The 25,412-nt window shown below is 58.6% G+C and carries 20 protein-coding genes; 15 read left to right on the top strand and 5 right to left on the bottom strand.

Going from position 1 to position 25,412, the window contains the following annotated elements; all coding sequences use genetic code 11:
- Positions 1–139 precede the first annotated feature (139 nt).
- The 3 genes from ACEN8Z_RS06680 to ACEN8Z_RS06670 form a co-directional block, all read right to left on the bottom strand.
- Positions 140–1,867 carry an ABC transporter ATP-binding protein/permease gene (locus tag ACEN8Z_RS06680; RefSeq protein WP_495597137.1) on the bottom strand — a complete coding sequence of 576 codons (1,728 nt, stop codon included), beginning with the start codon at positions 1,865–1,867 and terminating at the stop codon, positions 140–142.
- 97 nt (positions 1,868–1,964) lie between these two features.
- Positions 1,965–2,525 (bottom strand): response regulator transcription factor, encoded by a 561-nt coding sequence (locus ACEN8Z_RS06675; protein ID WP_008000948.1) that lies wholly within the window; start codon positions 2,523–2,525, stop codon positions 1,965–1,967.
- Positions 2,518–3,780 (bottom strand): ATP-binding protein, encoded by a 1,263-nt coding sequence (locus ACEN8Z_RS06670; RefSeq protein WP_495597136.1) that lies wholly within the window; start codon positions 3,778–3,780, stop codon positions 2,518–2,520. The genes ACEN8Z_RS06675 and ACEN8Z_RS06670 overlap by 8 nt, the downstream gene beginning before the upstream one ends.
- A 362-nt stretch (positions 3,781–4,142) precedes the next feature.
- Between ACEN8Z_RS06670 and ACEN8Z_RS06665 the strand changes: the two genes are divergently transcribed.
- The 9 genes from ACEN8Z_RS06665 to ACEN8Z_RS06625 all read left to right on the top strand — a co-directional run bounded on the left by ACEN8Z_RS06665 (position 4,143) and on the right by ACEN8Z_RS06625 (position 16,109).
- Entirely contained in the window at positions 4,143–4,859 is a 717-nt protein-coding gene (locus ACEN8Z_RS06665) for an SIMPL domain-containing protein (protein WP_495597135.1), read from the top strand.
- Between the two features lie 473 nt (positions 4,860–5,332).
- Positions 5,333–6,958 (top strand): ABC transporter substrate-binding protein, encoded by a 1,626-nt coding sequence (locus ACEN8Z_RS06660; protein WP_495597134.1) that lies wholly within the window; start codon positions 5,333–5,335, stop codon positions 6,956–6,958.
- 303 nt (positions 6,959–7,261) lie between these two features.
- Entirely contained in the window at positions 7,262–8,863 is a 1,602-nt protein-coding gene (locus ACEN8Z_RS06655) for an ABC transporter substrate-binding protein (protein WP_495597133.1), read from the top strand.
- 172 nt (positions 8,864–9,035) lie between these two features.
- Positions 9,036–10,469, top strand: a complete 1,434-nt coding sequence (locus tag ACEN8Z_RS06650; RefSeq protein ID WP_442095889.1) for an OprD family porin — start codon at positions 9,036–9,038, stop codon at positions 10,467–10,469.
- Positions 10,470–10,547: 78 nt separating this feature from the next.
- Positions 10,548–12,143 (top strand): ABC transporter substrate-binding protein, encoded by a 1,596-nt coding sequence (locus ACEN8Z_RS06645; protein ID WP_442095890.1) that lies wholly within the window; start codon positions 10,548–10,550, stop codon positions 12,141–12,143.
- Between the two features lie 74 nt (positions 12,144–12,217).
- Positions 12,218–13,228 carry an ABC transporter permease subunit gene (locus ACEN8Z_RS06640; protein ID WP_008000961.1) on the top strand — a complete coding sequence of 337 codons (1,011 nt, stop codon included), beginning with the start codon at positions 12,218–12,220 and terminating at the stop codon, positions 13,226–13,228.
- 10 nt (positions 13,229–13,238) lie between these two features.
- The gene (locus tag ACEN8Z_RS06635; protein WP_495597132.1) at positions 13,239–14,150 is read left to right on the top strand and encodes an ABC transporter permease subunit; all 912 of its coding nucleotides are present in this window, start codon (positions 13,239–13,241) and stop codon (positions 14,148–14,150) included.
- Positions 14,151–14,160: 10 nt separating this feature from the next.
- Positions 14,161–15,129, top strand: a complete 969-nt coding sequence (locus tag ACEN8Z_RS06630; protein WP_008000966.1) for an ABC transporter ATP-binding protein — start codon at positions 14,161–14,163, stop codon at positions 15,127–15,129.
- A complete protein-coding gene (locus ACEN8Z_RS06625) occupies positions 15,129–16,109 on the top strand; it encodes a peptide ABC transporter ATP-binding protein (protein ID WP_116260328.1) in 981 nt (326 codons plus the stop codon). Before ACEN8Z_RS06630 ends, ACEN8Z_RS06625 begins: the two co-directional genes overlap by 1 nt.
- Before the next feature lie 103 nt (positions 16,110–16,212).
- Here ACEN8Z_RS06625 and ACEN8Z_RS06620 read toward each other — a convergent pair whose 3' ends face one another.
- Positions 16,213–16,467 (bottom strand): hypothetical protein, encoded by a 255-nt coding sequence (locus ACEN8Z_RS06620; RefSeq protein ID WP_495597131.1) that lies wholly within the window; start codon positions 16,465–16,467, stop codon positions 16,213–16,215.
- 241 nt (positions 16,468–16,708) lie between these two features.
- Positions 16,709–18,292 carry a peptide chain release factor 3 gene (locus tag ACEN8Z_RS06615; RefSeq protein ID WP_007973058.1) on the bottom strand — a complete coding sequence of 528 codons (1,584 nt, stop codon included), beginning with the start codon at positions 18,290–18,292 and terminating at the stop codon, positions 16,709–16,711.
- Positions 18,293–18,659: 367 nt separating this feature from the next.
- Between ACEN8Z_RS06615 and ACEN8Z_RS06610 the strand changes: the two genes are divergently transcribed.
- The 6 genes from ACEN8Z_RS06610 to ACEN8Z_RS06585 all read left to right on the top strand — a co-directional run bounded on the left by ACEN8Z_RS06610 (position 18,660) and on the right by ACEN8Z_RS06585 (position 25,388).
- Positions 18,660–19,376 (top strand): ABC transporter permease, encoded by a 717-nt coding sequence (locus tag ACEN8Z_RS06610; protein ID WP_495597130.1) that lies wholly within the window; start codon positions 18,660–18,662, stop codon positions 19,374–19,376.
- 20 nt (positions 19,377–19,396) lie between these two features.
- Entirely contained in the window at positions 19,397–20,290 is an 894-nt protein-coding gene (locus tag ACEN8Z_RS06605) for a glycine betaine ABC transporter substrate-binding protein (RefSeq protein ID WP_495597129.1), read from the top strand.
- Between the two features lie 12 nt (positions 20,291–20,302).
- Positions 20,303–20,956, top strand: a complete 654-nt coding sequence (locus ACEN8Z_RS06600; protein ID WP_495597128.1) for an ABC transporter permease — start codon at positions 20,303–20,305, stop codon at positions 20,954–20,956.
- Complete coding sequence (locus ACEN8Z_RS06595; RefSeq protein WP_495597127.1) at positions 20,953–22,110, top strand: osmoprotectant ABC transporter ATP-binding protein OsmV; 1,158 nt, start codon at positions 20,953–20,955, stop codon at positions 22,108–22,110. Before ACEN8Z_RS06600 ends, ACEN8Z_RS06595 begins: the two co-directional genes overlap by 4 nt.
- 660 nt (positions 22,111–22,770) lie before the next feature.
- Positions 22,771–23,934 carry a type III PLP-dependent enzyme gene (locus ACEN8Z_RS06590; protein ID WP_008018759.1) on the top strand — a complete coding sequence of 388 codons (1,164 nt, stop codon included), beginning with the start codon at positions 22,771–22,773 and terminating at the stop codon, positions 23,932–23,934.
- 272 nt (positions 23,935–24,206) lie between these two features.
- The gene (locus ACEN8Z_RS06585) at positions 24,207–25,388 is read left to right on the top strand and encodes an alpha-xenorhabdolysin family binary toxin subunit A (protein ID WP_495597126.1); all 1,182 of its coding nucleotides are present in this window, start codon (positions 24,207–24,209) and stop codon (positions 25,386–25,388) included.
- Positions 25,389–25,412 lie beyond the last annotated feature (24 nt).

Raw genomic sequence — 25,412 nt, 5'->3', positions numbered from 1 at the left:
TTGTACGATCACCGTCAAGGTGACCACCACGCCCTGTGGGAGCGGGCTTGCTCGCGAAGGCAGTGTGTCAGACACCCTCATGCCGAATGTCAGACCGCTTTCGCGAGCAAGCCCGCTCCCACAAGGGGGGTTGTGGTGTTTATGCGGTCACGGCCTGGTCCACCAAGTGGCCATTTTCGATACGAATGTGCCGAGGATGGAAGCGTTTCAGGCTGCTGCGATGGCCGACGCTGACGATGCTCAGCCCCGGCAACTCATCGATCAGCGCCTGGTACAGCGAAGCCTCGTCCTCTTCGTCCATCGCCGAGGTCGCTTCGTCCATGTACAGCCATTGCGGCGCATAAAGCAGTGCGCGGGCAAAGGCCAGGCGTTGCTGTTCACCCGGCGACAACATGCGTTGCCAGTGGTTGGCTTCGTCGAGACGGGCAATCAGGTGCGGCAAGCGACAGGTTTCCAGCACCTGCACGTAGCGCTCGTTCGGATAGGTATCGCCGGGCTGTGGATAACTGAGGACATCACGCAGCGCGCCAATCGGCAAATACGGTTTTTGCGGCAGGAACAGGCAGCGTGCCGATGGCAGGCGAATACTGCCGTGGCCAGTCGGCCACAAGTGTCCCATCGCCCGCAGCAAGGTCGACTTGCCGCTGCCGGAACGACCGCTGAGCATCACACGCTCGCCCTCTTTCACGGTCATGTCGGCATTGGTCAGCAGGTGACGACCTTCAGCCAGGTCGAGGCCGAGGTTGTGCACTTTCAACACCGAACCGGCGCTCTGTACATCGATGGCCGGCGCACGCGCTTCGTTGTCACGCATAGCCTGGTGGAAGCTCAGCAGACGATCGCAGGTGGCGCGCCAGGAAGCGAGGCTCTGGTACGCACTGATAAACCAGCTGAAACTTTCCTGCACATTGCCGAATGCCGAGCTGATTTGCATCAGCTCGCCCAGTTCGATCTTGCCGGAGAGGTAACGCGGCGCGGCAACCATGAAGGGGAAGATGATGGCTGCCTGGCTGTAACCGGCGGTGAAGAACGTCAGGCGCTTGGACACCTTCATGATGTCCCAGAAGTTATGCCAGACCATCCCGAAGCGGCCGCTCAACCGACGATTTTCGTTCGGCTCGCCGTTGTACAACGCGATGCTTTCGGCATTCTCGCGAATCCGCACCATGGAGAAACGCAGGTCGGCTTCGAAGCGTTGTTGTTGGTTGTTCAGACCGATCAGGCGACGACCGATCAAATGCGTCAGCCAACTGCCCACCACCGCGTAAACCAGCACGCACCAGAACATGTAGCCAGGAATGGTGATGCCGAGGACTTCAATGCTGCCCGATACGCCCCACAGAATGATCGAGAACGACACCAGGCTGACGATATTGCGCAGCAGCCCGATACCCAGTTCAAGGGTGTTTGAGGTGAAGTTATTGAGGTCTTCGGAGATCCGCTGGTCCGGGTTATCGGTGTAACCGCCCTGCTCCAGCTGGTAGTAATTCTTGTCGGCGAGCCAGCGAGCGAAATGCTTTTCGGTTAGCCAGGCCCGCCAGCGAATGGTCAGCATCTGAGTCAGGTAGAGCCGATACACCGCGCCGACGATCGCCACCGCCGCAATCGCGCAGAAGTACAGGATCAGTTGCCAGAACGCTGCCTCGTCCTTCTTTTGCAGGGCATTGTAGAAGTCCTTGTACCAGGTGTTGAACCACACCGAGATCCCCACGCTGATCAGCGACAGCGCAATCACCGCGATCAGCAGCGTCCAGGCCTTGACCTTCTCTTCACTGCGCCAGTAAGGCGTGATCATCGCCCATACTTTGCGAAAAAACTGCCCGCGCACGGCGTCGTTGGCCGCGGAATACTCAGCGTTCTGATTCATGGGTAAGGCTCGATAGAGAAAAGAACACGCACGAACCGATCATAGATGATCGGTCCGGTTTGTCGTGAGATACGGCCCGCATTCGTTCAGTGCAGGTTCAGCGGCGAACGGGGCGCTTCTGCAGTTTGCGCTGCAGGGTGCGGCGGTGCATGCCCAGGGCACGGGCAGTGGCGGAGATGTTGCCTTCGTGCTCGGTCAGCACGCGCTGGATGTGCTCCCACTGCAGGCGGTCCACGGACATCGGGTTCTCCGGCACCAGGCTGTCGAGGTCGGCGTGTTCGGACAGCAGCGCCGCCAGCACGTCGTCGGCGTCCGCCGGTTTGCACAGGTAGTTGCAGGCACCGCGCTTGATCGCTTCGACGGCGGTGGCAATGCTCGAATAACCGGTGAGAATCACCACGCGCATTTCCGGATCCATTTCCAGCAATTTTGGCAGCAGCACCAGGCCCGAGTCGCCGTCCATCTTCAGGTCCAGGGCGGCATAATCCGGCAGATCGGCCTTGGCCAGTTCCAGGCCTTCCTCGGCGGAGCTGGCAGTGCTGACGCGAAAACCGCGGCGGGCCATGGCGCGGGCCATGACGCGGGTGAACGTGGCGTCGTCATCGACCAGCAACAAATGCGGCAGTTCTTCGCCTTCGACTTGGATCTCGTCACTCATGTTCGTCTCCTCGGGCGACACGGGGCAGGCGCAGCTCGGTAAGCGTGCCACCTTCCTCATGACTGTAGAGTTTCACTGAGCCGCCGGCGCGTGTCACGCTGGCTTTGCTCAAAAACAGGCCCAGGCCGAAGCCTTTGCCCTTGGTGGTAAAAAACGGTTTGCCGATTTGTTCGGCGATGGCCAGCGGCACACCGGCGCCATGGTCACGAATGCTGATGGTCAGGTCCTCGGCGTCCCAGTCCAGTGTCACTTGCAACCCATCGGGGCAGGCATCGGCGGCGTTGTTCAGCAGATTCAGCAACGCCTGGGTCAAGTCTGGCGGCGGCGCCATGCGCGGTACCGCGCCCTGGCCGAGGCGCTGGAAGCGGTAACTGGCTTCCGGGCGCATCAGGTGCCAGCGATTGAGGGCTTCATCGAGCCAGTCGGTGACGTCCTGCATCTCCACCGCCAGGCGGCGATTGGCCTCAGCCGCCCGAACGAGCTGTTGCAAGGTCTGTTTGCACAGCTTGACCTGATCCTGCAGCACGCTCAGGTCATCCTGCAACATCGGGTCATGGTGATCCTGACGCATTTCCTTGAGCAGCACACTCATGGTCGCCAGCGGCGTACCCAACTCATGGGCCGCACCGGCAGCCTGGGTGGCGACGGCCAGCAATTGCTGATCACGCAGGCCTTCTTCGCGACGAATGGCGCGCAGTTCTTCCTGACGGCGCAGCTCTTCAGCCATGCGCGCTGCGAAGAACGTGATCACAGCAGCGGCAAGGGCGAAGCTCAGCCACATCCCGTACACTTGCAGGTTTTCCCGGGCGATCGGGAAGGTTTGCAACGGATAGAACTGCGCCAGCAACAGCGTGTACATCGTCAGCGCGATACCCGACAGGATCACCGAATAACGCCATGGCAACGTCACCGCAGCAATGGTCAGCGGCACCAGGTAATAAGAAACAAAGGGGTTGGTCGACCCCCCGGAGAAATACAGCAGCGCACTGTGGATAAACAGGTCGCAGGCCAATTGAACGGCGTATTCGAGCTCGGTCACCGGCCACGAGGTGCGCAGGCGAATCGCCGTGAACACACACAACAGCATCGAGCAACCAAGGGTCGCGGCCAGTTGAAACCAGGGCAGCGGCAACAATTCGAGCCAGTAGGCCAGGCCCACGGAACCGGCCTGGGCGGCCAGCACCAACGTGCGGATGAACGTCAGCCGCCAGAGGTTCTGGCGAGTGGCGGAAGTGATTTGAACGGGGGCGAGCATGAGCTCTCCTGATGAGCGCTCCAGGCGGATCGCAGGGAGTATAACCAAGCGCGGGGGCTGACAGGCAAAAGTGCGGCAAACGGCCACAGCCTATTGGCCGGCACACATCCCTTGTAGCAGCTGGCGAAGCCTGCGTTCGGCTGCGAAGCAGTCGTCAATCAGGCTCCGCGTTCATACAAAGACATCATGCACGCAGGTTTTACGACTGCTTCGCAGCCGAACGCAGCCTTCGGCAGCTGCTACAGGGAATCGCGTCGATCTGTATAGAAGTTGTAACTGTGCGAACCGGAGCATAAAAGCTAGAGTCTGATGGTTTCACGCAGGCCCGGACCATATCCCTGCGCACCTCTCAAGGAGCCTTCATGCACACATTCCGCCGCAGCGCCGCCCTTCTCGCCCTGAGCCTTGGCACCGTCGCCAGCCTCCCGGCCCTGGCCGCCGACGAGCTTCATTACAACCAGATTTCCCTGCGCGCCGAAGTCAGTCAGGAAGTGGCCCGCGACCTGATGATCGTGACCCTCTACACGGAAGAACAGAACAGCGACCCGGCCAAACTCGCCGCCAATGTCAGCACCACTATGAACAAGGCGCTGGCCCAGGCCAAGCAGGTCAAGGACATCACCCTGCGCCAGGGCAGTCGCAACAGCTACCCGATCTACGACACCAAGGGCCAGAAAATCACCGGCTGGCGCGAGCGCGCCGAATTGCGCCTGGAAAGCCCGGACTTCGCCGCACTGTCGAAGCTGACCGGCGAACTGCTCACCGACCTGAAAATGGGCGGCATGGACTTTGCCATCGCCCCCCCGACCCGCAAGGCCAGCGAAGACGCCTTGCTCAAGGACGCCGTGACCGCCTTCAAGGCCCGCGCCCAACTGGCCACCGACGCTCTTGGCGGCAAGAGCTACAAAATCGTCAACCTGAACCTCAACAGCAACGGTTATCCACAGCCTTACCTGCGCGCGCCGATGATGATGAAAGCCGCCGCCATGGACGCCGCACCGGTGACACCGGATGTCGAAGCCGGCACCAGCCAGGTCAGCATGACTGCCGATGGTTCGATTGAAGTGCTGATGCCTTGATTCGATAGCCCGTCCACAAAAAACGGCAATCACTCACATGATTGCCGTTTTTTTTCGGGCAGTTTTCAGGCATGAGCTATAACTGGAGAGTCCGCCGGAAAAAGCCGGCAGTTGCACCGGGTGCAACTGAGATCGATTGGCCACTATCGGTGCAACAATAACCACTCTTATTCACGCCATACCCAGCCCACAAAACGGGGGTATAAATAAGTAACACCCCGCCCTGATCGGGAGCATGTAGCGTTCATCGCGCACCGTAAAAGTGCGTAGTTTGCACCCTGAAAATGCCGCGCAAACGGTCAAATGCGTCAGGACTTATACAAATGCGACATTAAGGTACGTTCGTGCCACCGTTTAAGGCTTGTAGTCACTCTGGATCTTGCATTGGGTATGGCCCCTGCATAAGTATCCGCAGGCACGACTCACGAGGTCGTCCTCTAATTCCAAAAATGACAACAAATCATGAGGCCACCATGCTTAAACAAGCGGTCATTCCGTTTTTAGTTGGCGCAAGCTTGCTAGCCAGCGCACCGTTCGCCCAAGCAGCGACTAACCTGGTGTTCTGCTCCGAAGGGAGCCCGGCCGGTTTCGATCCAGGTCAATACACCACCGGAACCGACTTCGACGCCTCTGCAGAAACCATGTTCAACCGCCTCACCCAGTTCGAGCGCGGCGGCACCGCCGTTATTCCTGGGCTGGCGACCAAGTGGGACATCTCCGATGACGGCCTGACCTACACCTTCCACCTGCGTGAAGGCGTCAAGTTCCACACCACCCCGTATTTCAAGCCAACTCGTGAGTTCAACGCCGACGACGTGCTGTTCACCTTTAATCGCATGATTAACAAGGATGACCCGTTCCGCAAAGCGTACCCGACCGAATTCCCGTACTTCACCGACATGGGGATGGATACCAACATCACCAAGATCGATAAAGTCGACGACCACACTGTCAAGTTCACCCTCAAAGACGTCGATGCCGCGTTCATCCAGAACATGGCCATGAGCTTCGCCTCGATCCAGTCCGCCGAGTACGCTGCCCAGCTGCTCAAGGAAGGCAAGGCCGCCGACATCAACCAGAAGCCGGTTGGCACTGGTCCGTTCGTGTTCAAGAGCTACCAGAAAGACTCCAACATCCGCTACACCGGGAACAAGGACTACTGGAAGCCTGATGACGTGAAGATCGACAACCTGATCTTCGCCATCACCACCGACCCGTCGGTACGTATCCAGAAGCTGAAGAAAAACGAGTGCCAGGTCACCCTGTTCCCTCGTCCGGCCGACCTGAAGGCGCTGAAAGAAGACAAGGACCTGAAACTGCCTGACCAGGCCGGTTTCAACCTGGGTTACATCGCCTACAACGTGATGCCCAAGGTCAAGGGGCAAACGGATGCCAACCCGCTGGCCGAGCTGAAAGTTCGCCAGGCACTGGACATGGCGGTCAACAAGCAACAGATCATCGACTCCGTGTACCAGGGCGCCGGCCAACTGGCTGTCAACGCCATGCCGCCGACCCAGTGGTCCTACGACACCACCATCAAGGATGCACCGTACAACCCTGAGAAAGCCAAAGAGCTGCTCAAGGAAGCGGGCGTGAAAGATGGCACCGAAATCGTTCTCTGGGCGATGCCGGTACAGCGTCCATACAACCCGAACGCCAAACTGATGGCAGAAATGCTGCAGTCCGACTGGTCCAAGATCGGCCTCAAGGTCAAGATCCAGAGCTACGAGTGGGGCGAGTACATCAAGCGCTCCAAAGGCGGCGAAAACCAGGCGATGCTGATTGGCTGGAGCGGCGACAATGGTGATCCGGACAACTGGCTGAACGTGCTGTTCGGTTGCGACTCGCTGGAAGGCAACAACTTCTCCAAGTGGTGCGACAAGAAGTTTGACGACACCGTCAAGCAAGCCAAGCGCACCTCGGACCAGGCCAAGCGCACCGAACTGTACAAGCAGGCGCAACACCTCCTCAAAGATGCTGTACCAATGACACCTATCGCTCACTCGACGGTGTTCCAACCCATGCGCGCCAACGTGCAGGACTTCAAGATCAGCCCATTTGGCTTGAACTCCTTCTACGGCGTCAGCGTCAGCAAATAAGGTTTTGCAACGGCGACGTTTCTGACGTCGCCGTTGCTTTATCTACCGAGAAAGCAGGAATTTGCCTACATCCAAATCCGCAGCTGACTACAGCATCGGGTGAGGACGCGTTGCCATTTCCTACGAGTCTTTAGGACTCTACGCATTTACTGCCGGACCCGTGGCTCATACCGTCGGGATCCGACCAGTGCGCGCGTGGGTCATCGGTTACTGCTGCGTGCATGGCTTGAAATCAGTGGTGCCTCTACGTCCGCGAACGGGACGGCGGCTCATTGACAACACTTTGAGAGAAAAGGGAGCGTTATGCGCCATACCTTGGTTTTATCCGCATTGCTGGGCACCGGCCTGTTGGCCGCCACTTCCATCAGCCAGGCCGCCAACAACAGCCTGGTGTTCTGCTCCGAGGGCAGCCCCGCCGGTTTCGATACGGCGCAGTACACCACTGCGACCGACAACGACGCCGCCGAACCGCTGTACAACCGACTGGCAGAGTTTGAAAAAGGCGCGACCAATGTCGTACCGGGCCTGGCCACGAGCTGGGATATTTCCGAGGACGGCCTTAAATATACCTTTCACCTGCGCGAAGGGGTGAAGTTTCATACCACCAAATACTTCACGCCGACCCGCGATTTCAACGCCGACGACGTGCTGTTCACGTTCAATCGCATGCTCGATCCGCAACAACCTTTCCGTAAGGCTTATCCGACAGAGTTTCCGTACTTCAACGGCATGAGCCTGAACAAGAACATCGCCAAGGTCGAAAAGACCGGGCCGCTGACCGTGGTCTTTACGCTCAATAGCGTGGACGCCGCGTTCATCCAGAACATCGCCATGAGCTTCGCCGCCATCCTTTCGGCCGAGTACGCCGACAAACTGCTGGCCGAAGGCAAGCCGAGCGACATCAACCAGAAGCCGGTCGGCACCGGGCCGTTCGTGTTCAAGAGCTATCAGAAAGACTCGAACATCCGCTACACCGGCAACAAGCATTACTGGGACCCAAGCCGCGTCAAGCTCGACAACCTGATTTTCGCCATCAACACCGACGCTTCGGTGCGGGTGCAGAAACTCAAGGCCGGCGAGTGCCAGATCACCCTGCACCCGCGCCCTGCCGATGTGACCGCGCTGAAGAACGACCCCGCGCTGCAACTGATCGAGAAGCCAGGTTTCAACCTCGGCTACATCGCCTACAACGTGCGCCACAAGCCGTTCGACCAGCTCGAAGTGCGCCAGGCGCTGGACATGGCGGTGAACAAGCAAGGCATTCTCAATGCCGTTTACCAAGGCGCGGGGCAACTGGCGGTCAACGCCATGCCGCCGACCCAATGGTCCTACGACGAGACCATCAAGGACGCCGCCTACAACCCGGAAAAAGCCAGGGAATTGCTCAAGGCTGCCGGCGTCAAGGAAGGCACTGAAATCACCCTCTGGGCCATGCCGGTCCAGCGTCCGTACAACCCTAACGCCAAGTTGATGGCCGAAATGCTCCAGGCTGACTGGGCGAAGATCGGCCTCAAGGTCAAGATTGTCAGCTATGAGTGGGGCGAGTACATCAAGCGCACCAAGAATGGCGAGCACGACATCAGCCTGATCGGCTGGACCGGTGACAACGGTGATCCGGACAACTGGCTGGGCACGCTGTACAGCTGCGATGCCATTGGCGGTAACAACTACTCGATGTGGTGTGATCCGGCCTACGACAAGCTGATCAAGCAGGCCAAGGTCGTCACCGACCGTGACCAGCGCACCTTGCTCTACAAACAGGCGCAGCAGTTGCTCAAGCAGCAAGTGCCGATCACGCCAGTCGCCCACTCAACGGTCAACCAGCCGCTGAGCGCCAAAATCGAAGGGTTCAAGGTGAGCCCGTTCGGCCGCAACGTTTTCTCGGGTGTCAGCATAGAAAAATAACCGATTAGCCAGAAATGCCGGGGGGCGGATTTTCCGCCCTCACGCAGACGCTTTGCCGTCTTTCGCCAATTTGGCCGACAGCAAACGTTTGCGATGCCGTGAACGAGTTCTAAACCAATAGCCGGATCAACAAATAAGACCGGTATAAAAAAGAAAGTAAGGAGCTTTACCCATGAAACTGAGCAGCACCGCGTTATTGGCCTTGGCCATCAGCAGCGTAACCGCCACGGCTTACGCAGAAACCCAAAGCCAGGCTTTCACCCCGGTTACCGTGAACGAGAAAAGCGCCCAAAGCGAAGCCACCGGCTTTGTCGAAGGCCAGTCGATCACCGGCACCACTCGTAACTGGTACGCCAACGAGCAACTGCAACGCGGCGCCAAGTTCGCCTACAAGAAAGACGGCGTTTCGACCCCGACCGATCGCCGGATCAACTGGGTCCAGGGCACCATCCTCAAGTACAACTCGGGCTTCACCGAAGGCACTGTCGGTTTCAGCACTGAAGTCGCCGCCTACAACGCCATTGCCCTGGACCGGGACCGCAAAGACCTGGCGTCCAACAACGGTGGCGCACCGGGCTCTCGTCCAGGCGCGGGCAACAACCGTACCCTGACCAAAGAAGGCGGCGACGCTCAAGGCCAGTGGAGCAAAGTGGGCCTGGCCAACGTCAAGGCCCGTGTCTCCAACACCACCCTGACCGCCGGCCGCATGAACTTCAGCAGCCCGATGGTCGACGTGATCGGTAACCGTGCATTGCCTTCGAGCTTCGAAGGTGTGGCCATCCACAGTGAAGAGCTGAACAACCTGGCCTTCGACCTGGCCACCTTCGACCGCAACTCACCGCGTACCGAAGAAAGCCAGCGCAAATTCCGCACTGAATACGCCAACGGCATCGTCGAAACCGACCACGTCTACACCGGCGGTATTACCTACAACCCGCTCGCCAGCCTGACCACCAGCCTCTGGGCGACCCAGGCTGAAGACATCTGGAACCAGTACTACTTCGGCGCCTCTCACGTACTGGGCGACAGCCAGGTACTGAGCCTGACCACCGGCCTGAACTACTACAAAACCAAGGAAACCGGTAAAGCCCTGATCGGCGATATCGACAACGACACCTACTCGCTGTCGTTCGGTCTGACCCACCAGGCTCACACCCTGACCTTCTCGTACCAGGAAGTGAACGGTAACGAGTACTTCGACTACCTGCACGAAACCAACGGCATCTACCTGGCCAACTCCCTGCTGTCGGACTTCAACGGCCCGAACGAAAAATCGTTCCAGGTTGCCTACGGTCTGAACATGGCCGAATACGGCGTGCCAGGCCTGAAGTTCAACATCTACCAGGCTCGCGGCTGGGGCATCGACGGTACTCACTACACCGGCAACCAGGGTGTGGCTGGCAAAGGCTACGACGGTATCCAGTCGCAAGATGGCGAACACCATTACGAATACGGCATCGGCGCGACCTACGCCGTGCAGAGCGGCCCGCTCAAGGCCACCACGATCCGCGGCACCTACACCGCTCACCGTGCCAGCGAAAACCAGGCTGACGGCAGCATCAACGAGTTCCGTCTCGTGACCACGGTTCCGTTCAACATCCTGTAATGCACGTGCCGAACGGCTGATTCAATGACGAATCGACCGTTCGGCTTTTGTCCTTTAACTGATTGCAGAGGGTTCTTGATGAAAATGCTTCCCCTACGTGCGGCCATCGCGGCCGCGTTGCTCAGTGTCGCTGTCGGCGTTTCGGCCAAACCCCTGGTGGTTTGCACGGAAGCCAGCCCTGAAGGCTTCGACATGGTCCAGTACACGACTGCAGTCACTGCCGATGCCGTGGCCGAAACCATCTTCAATCGCCTGGCAGACTTCAAGCCCGGGACCACCGACGTGATTCCGGCGCTGGCCGAATCCTGGGACATCAGCGAAGACGGCCTGAGCTACACGTTCCATCTGCGTAAAGGCGTCAAGTTCCACACCACCGAATACTTCAAGCCGACCCGCGACCTGAACGCCGACGACGTGGTCTGGAGCTTCCAGCGTCAGCTGGACCCGAACCACCCATGGCACAAGCTATCGAGCGTAGGCTTCCCGTACTTTGAAAGCATGGGCTTCAAGGAGCTGCTCAAGAGCGTCGAGAAAGTCGACGACAACACGGTCAAGTTCACCCTGACCCGTCGCGAAGCGCCGTTCCTGGCCGACATTGCCATGGCCTTCTCTTCGATCTACTCCGCCGAGTACGCCGACCAGTTGCTCAAGGCCAACAAGACCGGCGACCTGAACAACAAGCCAGTCGGCACCGGTCCGTTCGTGTTCCAGCGTTACAACAAGGATGCCCAGGTTCGCTTCAAGGCCAACCCGGAGTACTTCCGTGGCAAGCCACCTGCTGATGCGCTGATCCTGGCCATCGCCACCGACAACAACGTACGTCTGCAGAAGCTCAAGGCCAACGAGTGCCAGGTCGCGCTGTATCCGAAGCCGGATGACATCCCGAGCATCAAGAAAGACGACAAGTTGAAGGTCGATGAGCTGAACGCGATGACCGTTTCCTACGTCGCCATGAACACCACGCACAAGTACATGAGTGACGTGCGGGTGCGCAAAGCCATCGACATCGCCTTCGACAAAGAGGCGTATGTCAATGCGTTGTTCGGCAAGGGCAATGCAACCGCCGGGGTCAACCCGTACCCGGACACCCTGCTGGGCTACAACCACAGCCTGAAGAACCCGGCCCATGACCTGGACAAGGCTCGCGCCCTGCTCAAGGAAGCTGGCGTACCGGAAGGCACCACCTTCACCCTGTTCACCCGCAACGGTGGCGGTCCGACCAACCCGAACCCAATGCTCGGCGCGCAGATGATGCAAGCCGACCTGGCCAAGGTCGGGATCAAGATCGACATCCGCGTGATGGAATGGGGCGAAATGCTCAAACGCGCCAAAAACGGCGAGCACGATATGGTTTCCGCCGGATGGGCGGGCGATAACGGCGACCCGGATAACTTCCTGACGCCTATGCTCAGTTGTGAAGCCGCCAAGAACGGAGAAAACTACGCCCGCTGGTGCAATGACAAGTTCCAGGCGCTGATCGATCAGGCCCGTGAAAAAACCGATCCGGCCGAGCGTGCAGCGCTCTACGAACAGGCCCAGGTTATTTTCAACCAGGACCAGCCATGGATCAGCATGGCGCACACTAGAATGTTTACCGCAATGCGCAACAACGTAGAGGGCTATCAAATTAGCCCCCTCACCACGAATAACTTCGCCACCACCCAGGTGAAGTAGATAAGAAAACTCCCGGCATGCCTGACCCCAGGCATGCCGGGCACGCCTAACCGGCTGATGAGGTACACCTTACGATGTTTAGTTTTATTGCCCGCCGACTGGGGTTACTGATCCCCACGTTTTTCGGCATCACCTTGCTGACATTCGCGTTGATTCGCATGATCCCTGGCGACCCCGTGGAAGTCATGATGGGCGAACGCAGAGTCGACCCGGAAATGCACGCTCAGGCAATGGAACGCCTAGGTCTGAACAAACCCCTGTATGCCCAGTACCTGGATTACATCGGCAAACTGGCCCACGGCGATCTCGGTGAATCCCTGCGAACCCGTGAAAGCGTCTGGACCGAATTCACCTCTCTATTCCCCGCGACCCTGGAACTGTCCTCGGCCGCGCTGTTGTTCGCCGGTGTCCTGGGCCTTCTGGCCGGAGTGATCGCGGCACTCAAGCGAGGGTCCCTGTTCGACCATGGGGTGATGGGAGTCTCCCTGGCGGGATACTCGATGCCGATCTTCTGGTGGGGCCTGATCCTGATCATGTTCTTCTCGGTGAGCCTGGGCTGGACCCCGGTTTCCGGGCGTATCGACCTGCTCTACGACATCGAGCCACGCACCGGTTTCATGCTGATCGACACCCTGCTGGCCGACGAGCCGGACGCCTTCTTCGACGCCCTGCACCACCTGATCCTGCCGGCCATCGTGCTCGGCACCATTCCGCTGGCAGTGATTGCGCGGATGACCCGCTCGTCGATGCTCGAAGTGTTGCGTGAAGACTACATCCGCACCGCCAAGGCCAAAGGCCTGTCGCCGGCACGCGTGGTGTTCGTACACGGCCTGCGTAACGCGCTGATCCCGGTACTGACGGTGGTCGGCCTGCAAGTCGGCACCCTGCTGGCCGGTGCGGTCCTGACCGAAACCATCTTCTCGTGGCCCGGCATCGGCAAATGGCTGATCGAAGCCATTGGCGCCCGGGACTATCCCGTCGTGCAAAACGGCATCCTGTTAATCGCCTGCCTGGTGATTCTGGTCAACTTCGTAGTGGACATCCTCTACGGCTTTGCCAACCCACGCATCCGTCATCAGCGCTGAGATCATGACCATGACCACTCCAATTCCACCGGTAGCAGTCGATCAAAGCCTGCTGTACCCGTCTCCGTACAAAGAATTCTGGCAAGCGTTCTCCAGGAACAAAGGTGCCGTCGCCGGCCTGATGTTCATGCTGCTGGTGATTTTCTGCGCAATCTTCGCCCCTTGGGTCGCGCCGCATAACCCGAGCGAGCAGTACCGCGACTTCCTGCTGACCCCGCCGGCCTGGCTGGAAAGCGGGCAAATCCAGTTCCTGCTGGGGACCGATGAACTCGGTCGCGACCTGCTGTCGCGTCTGATCCACGGTTCGCGCCTGTCCTTGATGATCGGCCTGTCGTCGGTAGTCATGTCGCTGATTCCGGGCATCCTGATGGGTCTGTTCGCCGGGTTCTTCCCCCGCGTGCTCGGCCCGACCATCATGCGCCTGATGGACATCATGCTGGCCCTGCCGTCCCTGCTGCTGGCCGTGGCGATCGTCGCCATCCTCGGCCCTGGCCTGATCAACACCGTGATCGCCATCGCCGTGGTGTCCCTGCCGTCCTATGTTCGCCTGACCCGCGCCGCGGTGATGGGCGAGCTGAACCGCGACTACGTGACCGCTGCGCGCCTGGCCGGTGCCGGCCTGCCGCGCCTGATGTTCGTTACCGTGCTGCCTAACTGCATGGCGCCGCTGATCGTTCAGGCCACCCTGAGCTTCTCTTCGGCGATCCTCGATGCCGCCGCACTGGGCTTCCTCGGCCTTGGCGTACAACCGCCAACCCCTGAGTGGGGCACCATGCTGGCTTCGGCCCGCGACTACATCGAACGCGCCTGGTGGGTAGTGAGCCTGCCTGGCTTGACCATTTTGCTCAGCGTGCTGGCAATCAACTTGATGGGTGACGGCCTGCGCGACGCGCTGGACCCGAAACTCAAGAACGCCGCCTGAGGAGATTCCCATGTCATTGCTAGAAATCAAGAATCTCAACGTTCGCTTCGGCGACAAAAACGCCACGCCAGTAGTCGACGGCCTCGACCTGACAGTGGACAAGGGCGAAGTGCTGGCCATCGTTGGCGAATCGGGTTCCGGCAAGTCCGTGACCATGATGGCGCTGATGGGCCTGATCGAGCATCCGGGGATCGTCACCGCTGACGCCCTGAATTTCGACGGCAAGAACATGCTCAAGCTCAACAATCGCCAGCGTCGACAGATCGTCGGTAAAGACCTGTCCATGGTCTTCCAGGATCCGATGACCGCGCTGAACCCGAGCTACACCGTGGGCTTCCAGATTGAAGAAGTGCTGCGCCTGCACCTGAAAATGTCCGGCAAGGCTGCCCGCAAGCGCGCCATCGAACTGCTGGAAAAAGTTGAAATCCCGGGTGCCGCCAGCCGTATGGACGCCTACCCGCATCAACTGTCAGGCGGCATGAGCCAGCGTGTCGCGATTGCCATGGCGATTGCCGGCGAGCCGAAACTGCTGATCGCCGACGAACCGACCACGGCGCTGGACGTGACCATTCAGGCGCAGATCATGGACCTGCTGCTGGCGTTGCAGAAAGAGCAGAACATGGGCCTGGTGCTGATCACCCACGACCTCGCTGTAGTGGCCGAAACCGCCCAGCGCGTGTGCGTGATGTACGCCGGCCAAGCGGTCGAAGTGGGCCAGGTGCCGCAACTGTTCGACATCCCGGCACACCCGTACAGCGAAGCACTGCTCAAGGCGATTCCGGAACACAGCCTGGGTGCCACCCGCCTGTCGACCCTGCCGGGCATCGTTCCCGGTCGCTATGACCGTCCTCAGGGCTGCCTGCTGTCGCCGCGCTGCCCGTACGTGAAAGACAACTGCCGCCAGCAACGTCCGGCCCTTGACCAGAAAAGCAACAGCCTCGCTCGCTGCTTCTACCCGCTGAACCAGGAGGTGGCGTAATGGCCGTCGTTCTTACCGCCCGCGACCTGACCCGTCACTACGAGGTGTCCCGAGGCCTGTTCAAGGGTCACGCCACCGTGCGCGCCCTCAACGGTGTGTCGTTCGAACTGGAAGCCGGCAAGACCCTCGCTGTCGTCGGCGAGTCGGGCTGCGGCAAATCCACCCTGGCCCGTGCCCTGACCCTGATCGAAGAGCCGTCCTCCGGCTCCTTGAAAATCGCCGGACAGGAAGTCGCCGGAGCCAACAAGGCCCAGCGCAAGCAACTGCGCAAAGACGTGCAGATGGTGTTCCAGAGCCCGTACGCCTCGTTGAACCCACGGCAGAAAGTCGGTGATCAGCTTGCAGAGCCATTATTGATCAACACCAACCTGAGCGCCGCCGAACGTCGCGAGAAAGTCCAGGCGATGATGAAGCAGGTGGGCTTGCGTCCCGAGCACTACCAGCGTTATCCGCACATGTTCTCCGGCGGTCAGCGCCAGCGGATCGCCCTGGCCCGGGCGATGATGCTGCAACCGAAAGTGCTGGTGGCGGACGAACCGACCTCGGCGCTGGACGTATCGATTCAGGCGCAGGTGCTCAACCTGTTCATGGATTTGCAGCAAGAGTTCAACACCGCCTACGTGTTCATCTCCCACAACCTGGCAGTGGTACGCCATGTTGCCGACCATGTGATGGTGATGTACCTCGGTCGCCCGGTGGAAATGGGCGCGAAAGAGGACATTTACTCCCGTCCCCTGCACCCCTACACCCAGGCGCTGTTGTCGGCGACACCGGCCATCCATCCGGATCCGGACAAGCCGAAAATCAAGATCGTCGGCGAATTGCCCAACCCGCTGAACCCGCCATCCGGCTGCGCCTTCCACAAGCGCTGCCCGTACGCCACCGAGCGTTGCAGCACTGAAGAGCCGGCCCTGCGCCTGCTCGACGGCCGCCAAGTAGCCTGCCACTACGCCGAGCAATTCCTCGACGGTGCGGCATAAAAATGTGAGGGCGGGCTTGCTCCCACAGGTAACGCGTTAACCAAACCCCTTCTACTTCGATTGCGCATCGGTCTGGTAGAGGGGGTTTTCTTTTGTCTGCGGCTTACGTCTGGCTGTCGCCTTCTTCTTCATCGGAGTCCGGCTCGTCGGTGGTCGAATCATCGCCGTTATCAGCACCACCCTGCCCCTGATCGCCCGGTTCCGATTCGGATTTGGCGAGCATCAACCCTGCGTAACCCGCTTGCCCGCTTGAAGCCTGCTCTCCATGATCGATGCACTCGGCCCACGCCATCGAAGTTCCGAGCGAGAGCATCACCAACACCTTCAACAGCAGTAAAACGCGAAACAACCTGTTCATAGCCGATTCCTTCCTTTCGTAGAGTGCCTGTCTGGTGCTGAGTGAAATCTAGTTCCGATCAGCCGGGTTCTCCAGATTGGACGCTATCGAGCGGGGGGAAATACAGAGGGTAGGGAGACTGGTTTTGAATAGGGGTTATTCCCAATTCAACTAACACCGAAGAACCCTGTGGGAGATTTGCCAGACATTAAAAAGCCCCGAGGCATTCGCGTCGGGGCTTTTTGATTTTGCAACTCAGCGCTTAATGATGCTCACGCGTCGCACGGAATTTCACATCCGGCCAGCGCTCTTCCATCAGCGCCAGATTGACCCGGGTCGGTGCGAGGTAAGTCAGATGACCGCCGCCGTCCAGTGCCAGGTTTTCCACAGCCTTGTTGGAGAATTCCTCTAGTTTCTTCTTATCGCTGCACTCGATCCAGCGTGCGGAATAAACAGTGATCGGCTCGTAGGAGCACTCGACCTTGTATTCCTCTTTCAAACGGCTGGCGACAACATCGAACTGCAGCACGCCGACGGCGCCGAGGATGATGTCGTTGCTGCGTTCCGGGAAGAACACCTGGGTCGCGCCTTCTTCGGCCAGTTGTTGCAGGCCCTGGCGCAGCTGCTTGGACTTCAGCGGATCTTTCAGACGTACGCGACGGAACAGTTCCGGGGCGAAGTGCGGGATGCCGGTGAAGCCCAGGACTTCGCCTTCGCTGAAGGTGTCGCCGATCTGGATGGTGCCGTGGTTGTGCAGGCCGATGATGTCGCCGGCAAAAGCTTCTTCCAGTTGCTCACGTTCGGAGGAGAAGAAGGTCAGCGCGTCGCCGATCCGCACGTCCTTGCCGGTGCGCACGTGGCGCATCTTCATGCCTTTTTCGTACTTGCCCGAGCAGATACGCATGAAGGCGATGCGGTCACGGTGTTTCGGGTCCATGTTTGCCTGGATCTTGAAGATGAAGCCCGAGAACTTCTCTTCCACCGGCTCCACCGTGCGCTCGTTGGCTACGCGCGCCAGAGGGCGCGGTGCCCAATCGACCACGGCGTCGAGGACGTGGTCGACACCGAAGTTGCCCAGCGCCGTACCGAAGAACACCGGGGTCAGTTGACCGTCGAGGAACTCCTGCTGGTTGAACTCGTGGCAGGCGCCCTGCACCAGCTCAAGCTGTTCGAGGAAACGCTCGTACTCGTCACCCAGGTGCGCACGCGCCTCGTCGGAGTCGAGCTTTTCGATGATCTTGGTTTCGGTGCGCTCATGGCCGTGACCGGCGGTGTACACGATGATGTAGTCATCGGCGAGGTGATACACGCCTTTGAAGTCACGGTAGCAACCGATCGGCCAGGTGATCGGCGCAGCCTTGATCTTGAGGACGGCTTCGATTTCGTCGAGCAATTCGATCGGGTCGCGGATGTCACGGTCGAGTTTGTTGATGAAGCTGACGATCGGCGTGTCACGCAGACGGCAGACATCCATCAGGGCGATGGTCCGTGGCTCTACACCTTTACCACCGTCGAGAACCATCAACGCCGAGTCCACCGCCGTCAAAGTGCGGTAGGTATCTTCGGAGAAGTCTTCGTGGCCCGGGGTGTCGAGCAGGTTGATCATGTGCTCGCGATACGGGAACTGCATGACCGACGTGGTAATGGAAATACCCCGCTGCTTTTCCATTTCCATCCAGTCGGAGGTGGCATGGCGATCGGATTTACGAGATTTCACCGTACCGGCTACCGCAATCGCCTTGCCCATCAGCAATAGCTTCTCGGTGATGGTGGTTTTACCGGCATCGGGGTGGGAAATAATGGCGAAAGTGCGGCGTTTCGCGACTTCGGCGGCCTGTTTGGTCATGGGAAATCGCCTGGCAGGTGATTCAAAAAAGGGCGGCGAGTATAGCCCAAATCGCGACCTCCGGACCACCGTTCGCCCGTAGCAGCTGCCGAGCCCGCGAGGCAGCTGCTACGTGAGTCGAGGTGCGACGACAGGTGGCCAAATAATGTTGGATTGGGGGAACCTTTTAAAGCACGGAGGCGTCCACTCCCCCGTTACGACCACTCGTCGGGGGCCTGAAACACCTGCAATTCAGCCTGACGAGGCTGTGCTCATGGCTCGCTATCACGCCGCATTGCCGGCCTGAACGAGCTGCTTCTCGCGAACATTTTTTCGGCAGCCACGTAAGGCATTGCCAGTGTTCGCCGACTGAAAAAGGAGTCCGCCTGTGGCTATCCACTATGGCAAAGGGCTGATAGGAGGCGCGCTGGTAATCGCCCTTCTGGCCCTGCTGATCCACTGGATCGGCATCAATACGATCGAACATTACCGCGACGATTTATTGTTTTACCTGCAAGCTCATCTGATTCTTGTCCTCGCGTCCATGCTGGCTGCCCTTGTCGTGGGCATTCCTGCCGGCATCCTCCTCAGCCGCCCGTCCATGGTCGGCCGCGCCGAACGCTTCATGCAGTTCTTCAATATCGGTAACACCGTTCCTCCCTTGGCCGTCCTGGCCATCGCCCTCGGCATCCTCGGCATCGGCAGCGGTCCGGCCATCTTCGCCCTGTTCCTCGCCTCGCTATTGCCCATCGTGCGCAACACCTACGAAGGCCTGAAAAACGTTCAGGGCTCGCTCAAGGAAGCCGCCGTCGGCATCGGCATGACTCCGCTCCAGGTACTGCGCAAAGTCGAGTTGCCCAACGCGGTGCCGATCATCATCGGTGGCGTGCGCGTGGCTCTGGCGATCAACGTCGGGACTGCGCCGCTGGCGTTCCTGATCGGCGCCAACAGTCTTGGCAGCCTGATATTCCCCGCAATTGCCCTGAACAATCAGCCGCAGCTGCTGCTCGGTGCCGCCTGCACCGCGTTGCTGGCCTTGTTGCTGGACGGCGTGGTCACACTCACCAGTCGCCTCTGGCTCGAACGCGGCTTGCGCCCGTCTTAAGCCTCGGCAAAGGAATCGTCATGAAAACATCAAGCTTTTTACTAGGCTGCGTTCTGCTGTGCGCTGGATTTGCCCAGGCTGCGGAAAAACCGCTAATCCGCATCGGCGCCCGGGTGTTCACCGAACAGACCCTGCTCGCGGAAATCACTGCTCAATACCTGCGCAGCAAAGGTTATGACGCCCAGGTCACCGGCGGCCTCGGTAGCAACCTGGCCCGCAGCGCCCAGGAAAGCGGCCAACTGGACATGGTCTGGGAATACACCGGCGTGTCCCTGGTGTCCTACAACCATGTGACGGAAAAACTCGACAGCCAGCAGTCATTGGCACGGGTTACTGAACTGGACGCGAAGAAAGGCCTGACCTGGCTCTCGCCGTCGAAATTCAGCAACACCTATGCGCTGGCGCTACCGGCAAACATCGCCGCCGAGTACCCGCAAGTCCACACCATCAGTGACCTCGATCGCACATTGCGCGCCGAGGCCAAGGACAATCCGCTGGTGGCGCTGGACACCGAGTTTGCCAACCGCTCCGACGGCCTGGCCGGCATGGTCGAGCTCTACGGCATGGATCTGACCCGCAAAAACATCCGGCAGATGGACGCAGGCCTGGTCTACACCGCCCTGCGCAACGGCCAGGTGTTTGCCGGTCTGGTCTACACCACCGACGGACGCTTGAGCGCGTTCAAACTCAAGTTGCTGGAAGACGACAAGCACTACTTTCCCGACTACACCGCCGCACCGGTCGTGCGCCAGGCGTACCTCGCTGCGCATCCGCAACTGGCCGCACAGCTCAAGCCACTGGCTGACCTGTTCGATGACGAAACCATGCGCCTGCTCAACGCCCGGGTCGATGTCGATCATCAAAGCCCTGCATCCGTTGCCGCAGATTTCCTGCGCCAGCATCCCTTGAACTGAGGAGGAGACGACATGGATTTTCTCAACGCCTTTTCCCATCTCGACTGGTCGCAAGTGCTGCACCTGACCTGGCAACACATCACCCTGGTCGGCATCGCCGTAAGCCTGGCGATTCTGGTCGGCGTGCCGCTGGGCATTCTGATGGCGCGGTTCCCGCCCCTGGCCGGTCCCCTACAAGCCAGCGCCACAGTGCTGCTGACCATCCCGTCGATTGCGCTGTTCGGTTTGTTGTTGCCGGTGTACTCGACATTCGGCCAGGGCCTGGGGCCGATGCCGGCAATCACCGCGGTGTTTCTCTACTCGCTGCTGCCGATCCTGCGTAACACCTACCTCGCGCTGAACAGCGTCGAACCGGGCATCCGCGAAGCCGCGCGCGGCATCGGCATGACCTTCGGCCAGCGCCTGCGCATGGTCGAGTTGCCCATCGCCGTGCCGGTGATCCTCGCCGGTGTGCGCACCGCCGTGGTCATGAACATCGGTGTCATGACCATCGCCGCCACCATCGGTGCCGGCGGCCTCGGCGTACTCATCCTCGCTTCCATCAGCCGCAGCGACATGTCGATGCTGATCGTCGGCGCTGTGCTGGTCAGTGTGCTGGCGATCATCGCCGACCTCTTTCTGCAAGTGCTGCAACGCACGTTGACTCCAAAAGGATTACTCAAATGATCGAACTTCAAAACCTCAGCAAGACCTTCCAAAGCAACGGCAAAGATGTGAAAGCCGTGGACTCGGTGAGCCTGACCGTCAATGAAGGCGAAATCTGCGTGTTCCTCGGGCCATCGGGTTGTGGCAAAAGCACCACGCTGAAAATGATCAATCGCCTGATCACGCCGACCTCGGGCACCATCCTGATCAACGGCGAAGACACCACAGGCCTCGACGAAGTGACCCTGCGACGCAACATCGGCTACGTGATCCAGCAAATCGGTCTGTTCCCGAACATGACCATCGAAGAGAACATAGTGGTGGTGCCGAAATTGCTCGGCTGGGACAAACAGAAATGTCACGACCGCGCCCGCGAGTTGATGAACATGATCAAGCTCGAACCCAAGCAATACCTGCATCGCTATCCGCGGGAGTTGTCCGGTGGTCAGCAGCAGCGGATCGGCGTAATCCGCGCATTGGCCGCAGATGCACCGTTGCTGTTGATGGACGAACCGTTCGGCGCGGTCGACCCGATCAACCGCGAAATGATCCAGAACGAATTCTTCGAGATGCAGCGGGCGCTGAACAAGACCGTGATCATGGTCAGCCATGACATCGACGAGGCGATCAAGCTCGGCGACAAGATCGCGATCTTCCGCGCCGGCAAGCTGCTGCAGATCGATCACCCGGACACGCTGCTCGCGCATCCGGCGGATGAGTTTGTCAGCAACTTCGTCGGCCAGGACAGCACACTCAAGCGTCTGTTGCTGGTGAAAGCCGAAGACGCGGCGGACAACGCGCCCTCCGTCAGCCCGCAAACCCCGGTGGCCGAGGCGCTGGAGTTGATGGACGAGCATGACCGTCGATACGTGGTGGTTACTTGTGCCGAGAACAAAGCCCTGGGTTACGTGCGCCGTCGCGACCTGCACCGTCAGACTGGCACCTGCGCGCAGTACCAACGCGAGTTCAACGCCACGGCAGCGTACGACGAACATTTGCGCATCCTGCTGTCACGCATGTACGAGTTCAATCGGGCGTGGTTGCCGGTGATGGATGCCGAGCGGGTGTTTTTGGGTGAGGTGACGCAGGAGTCGATTGCGGCCTACTTGAGTTCTGGACGTTCGCGGGGAATGAAGACCAGCATCGTGTCGCCGGCCGAGGCAGTGGTTGCCTGACAGCCCACATTACCCGGTAAAAATACAAAACCTGTGGGAGCGAGCTTGCTCGCGATGGCGCCATTTCAGGCAACTACGATGCCGGCTGTGAAAATGTCATCGCGAGCAAGCTCGCTCCCACAGGTTCTGTGCGATTTTCCAGCGATTCGCAGGCCGGAAAAAAATATCAACAGTAGCGACTGTAAAATCTGTCCAGTAACACGCTCCGAAATAGTCAATCCCCCTCTCAGCCTACCTTTTCGCAGCCAACGTCGCCGATGTTGACGCTATCGCACTTCCTAGCGATCTAGCGCACAAAAGCAGCGAACGTGCAGGTATTTTTAACACTGCTCAATTCTTCGGGAACATCCGCCTGTCATCTGAGTCGGTTACAAAGAGTGATGCCCGCAACGCGCGTCAGAAGAGTGCAAAAACGCGACATTTTTTGTTGATCTCAAGCCCCTCACGCCCTAAAGTTCGCGCCGAACGTCCATGCTGGAAACGATCCATCCGGCTCAAGTACTGACGACGAGACAGCAAGGCCAAGGGAAAACACCACTTCCCATGGCCTTTTTGCTTTCGGCGACATGCCTTGGGAAGTAGGCGAACCAAAGTGGGGATACGGAGGACGTTCATTTGCACCCATTGATTAACAACGTTTGCCTTTAGGAGCTCCCAGGTATGTCGATCCAGGTCGAAGACTATTTCGCGCGCGAAACCTTTCAGAAAATGAAGGCGTTCGCCGACAAACAGGAAACCCCGTTCGTGGTGATCGACACCGCGATGATCGCCCAGGCCTATGACGACCTGCGCGCCGGTTTCGAATTCGCCAAGGTCTACTACGCGGTCAAGGCCAACCCGGCCGTCGAAATCATTGACCTGCTCAAAGAGAAAGGCTCGAGCTTCGACATCGCCTCGATCTATGAGCTGGACAAAGTGCTGAGCCGTGGCGTCAGCGCCGACCACATCAGCTACGGCAACACCATCAAGAAGTCCAAGGACATCCGCTACTTCTACGAGAAGGGCGTGCGCCTGTTTGCCACCGACTCCGAAGCCGACCTGCGCAACATCGCCAAGGCCGCACCTGGGGCAAAAGTCTACGTACGCATCCTGACCGAAGGCTCGACCACCGCCGACTGGCCGTTGTCGCGCAAATTCGGCTGCCAGACCGACATGGCCATGGACCTGCTGATCCTCGCTCGCGACCTGGGCCTGGTGCCTTACGGCATCTCGTTCCACGTCGGCTCGCAGCAGCGCGACATCAGCGTCTGGGACGCCGCGATCGCCAAGGTCAAAGTGATCTTCGAGCGCCTGAAGGAAGAAGACGGCATTCACCTGAAGCTGATCAACATGGGCGGCGGCTTCCCGGCCAACTACATCACCCGCACCAACAGCCTGGAAACCTACGCCGAAGAAATCATCCGCTTCCTGAAAGAAGACTTCGGTGATGACTTGCCGGAAATCATCCTCGAGCCAGGCCGTTCGTTGATCGCCAACGCCGGCATCCTGGTGAGCGAAGTGGTGCTGGTCGCGCGCAAATCCCGCACCGCGGTCGAGCGCTGGGTGTACACGGATGTGGGCAAGTTCTCCGGCCTGATCGAAACCATGGACGAAGCCATCAAGTTCCCGATCTGGACCGAGAAGAAGGGCGAGATGGAAGAAGTGGTCATCGCCGGCCCGACCTGCGATAGCGCCGACATCATGTACGAGAACTACAAGTACGGCCTGCCGCTGAACCTGGCCATCGGTGATCGCCTGTACTGGCTGTCGACCGGTGCGTACACCACCAGCTACAGCGCTGTTGAGTTCAATGGTTTCCCGCCGCTGAAGTCGTTCTACGTATAAATCCCGCCTGCTATACCAAAAAGGCCTGTGAGTAATCACAGGCCTTTTTTATTTCCACCTCCTTAAAACGAATTCAGCGCCACTTCTCAACACATTAAGTTTCGATATCGGAACGTCGAACCTTATCCAGCAGAAACAATAACGTGCCAATTTACCCCTTCCACCAGACATACTTTGAAATCCTTCACGACTTAACTTTAATCACAACCACCATTACTTTTCAGTGACGACAACAAGCACTTCCACGACGCAATAACATAAAAGGGATTTTCATGTTAGCCATTCAAGAACAGATCATTACCGCAGAACAACTTAACTCATTGACATCGGATTTCATCGGGGCTGCTTCCGGCACTCTCGAGGGCGTCGAGCGCGAACAAGGATTACTGGTCACAAATGACGACATCAGAAAAATCAAACACTACGTCAATACCGCGCTTACACTCCCCATCGAAACCAATGAAATAGAACAGATACACAAGTACGACCAACTGAACATCGCCGGACTTAAATCTGCCGATATGCAAATCCTGTTCAAGTCCATGAGAAACCATGCTGCTTCCTGGTCACCACTGGAATCCAACATGAAGAAAGTCGGTTCGGACCTTCATGTATTTTCCGACAATTTCACTTCAAGCAGTCAATCCATTACTGACTACCTGGAGAGGCTTCCCAGTTACATTAGCGGTATCGGAAAAATCGGCGACCTGAGCCCGGAGGAAATCGACAATCTTCCGGAAATCCAATTGACTGAAAATGAGAAACAAAAAATCCCGGCATTACTGGAACTTGTAGAGGAACTTAAAGCAGTTATTACCGAACACAGTGCAAGCACACAGCTCACCAAAACCCGGATCAGCGAATTCAAACGGGAAATCAGCAATTCCCTGAAGCCGGCACTGGGTTTAAAAATAGCCCTGTGCAATAGCCATAACTTCGATGAAGAAATAAAATTTCTTAATGAAAGGTTTGAAATTCTCAACCAGCGCATCAACGAAAAACTCGCTGAAATCGAAGAGTACTCCAGAGGCAAATGGTATGGGGTCATCGGTGGCGTAATTGGCCTTATCATTAGTTCTTCAATATATGGAGCCAAGGCCAGCAAGGCTCGTAAGGAACTGGATCTGCTAACAACCGAACGACGTGAAATCGAAACAACGATTGCAACCACCAATGCGATCCTCGCATCGTTGCGGGCATTCGAAACCAGTCTTCAGGACCTGCATGTCAGGATTGAAGGTGCTGCTGGCAGTTCATCGAACCTCGAAAGCCTCTGGGAGTTGATACAGGCTTATATCGAATCCTCCAGCAAAAGACTGGATGGCGTTACCAATGCCATGTACCTGGTGTCTTTTGTCTCCAGGTTAACCACGATGAGGGATAACTGGTCAGCGATAAAAAAGCAGGCGGGCGATTTACTGACTGCCTTCAACAATGCCACAAGCGACGCCTGACATCCCGGCTTACGCTCCCATGCC

It is taken from the genome of Pseudomonas sp. Pseusp10 (assembly GCF_059492225.1).
This window is presented reverse-complemented; position numbering and strand designations above follow the sequence as displayed.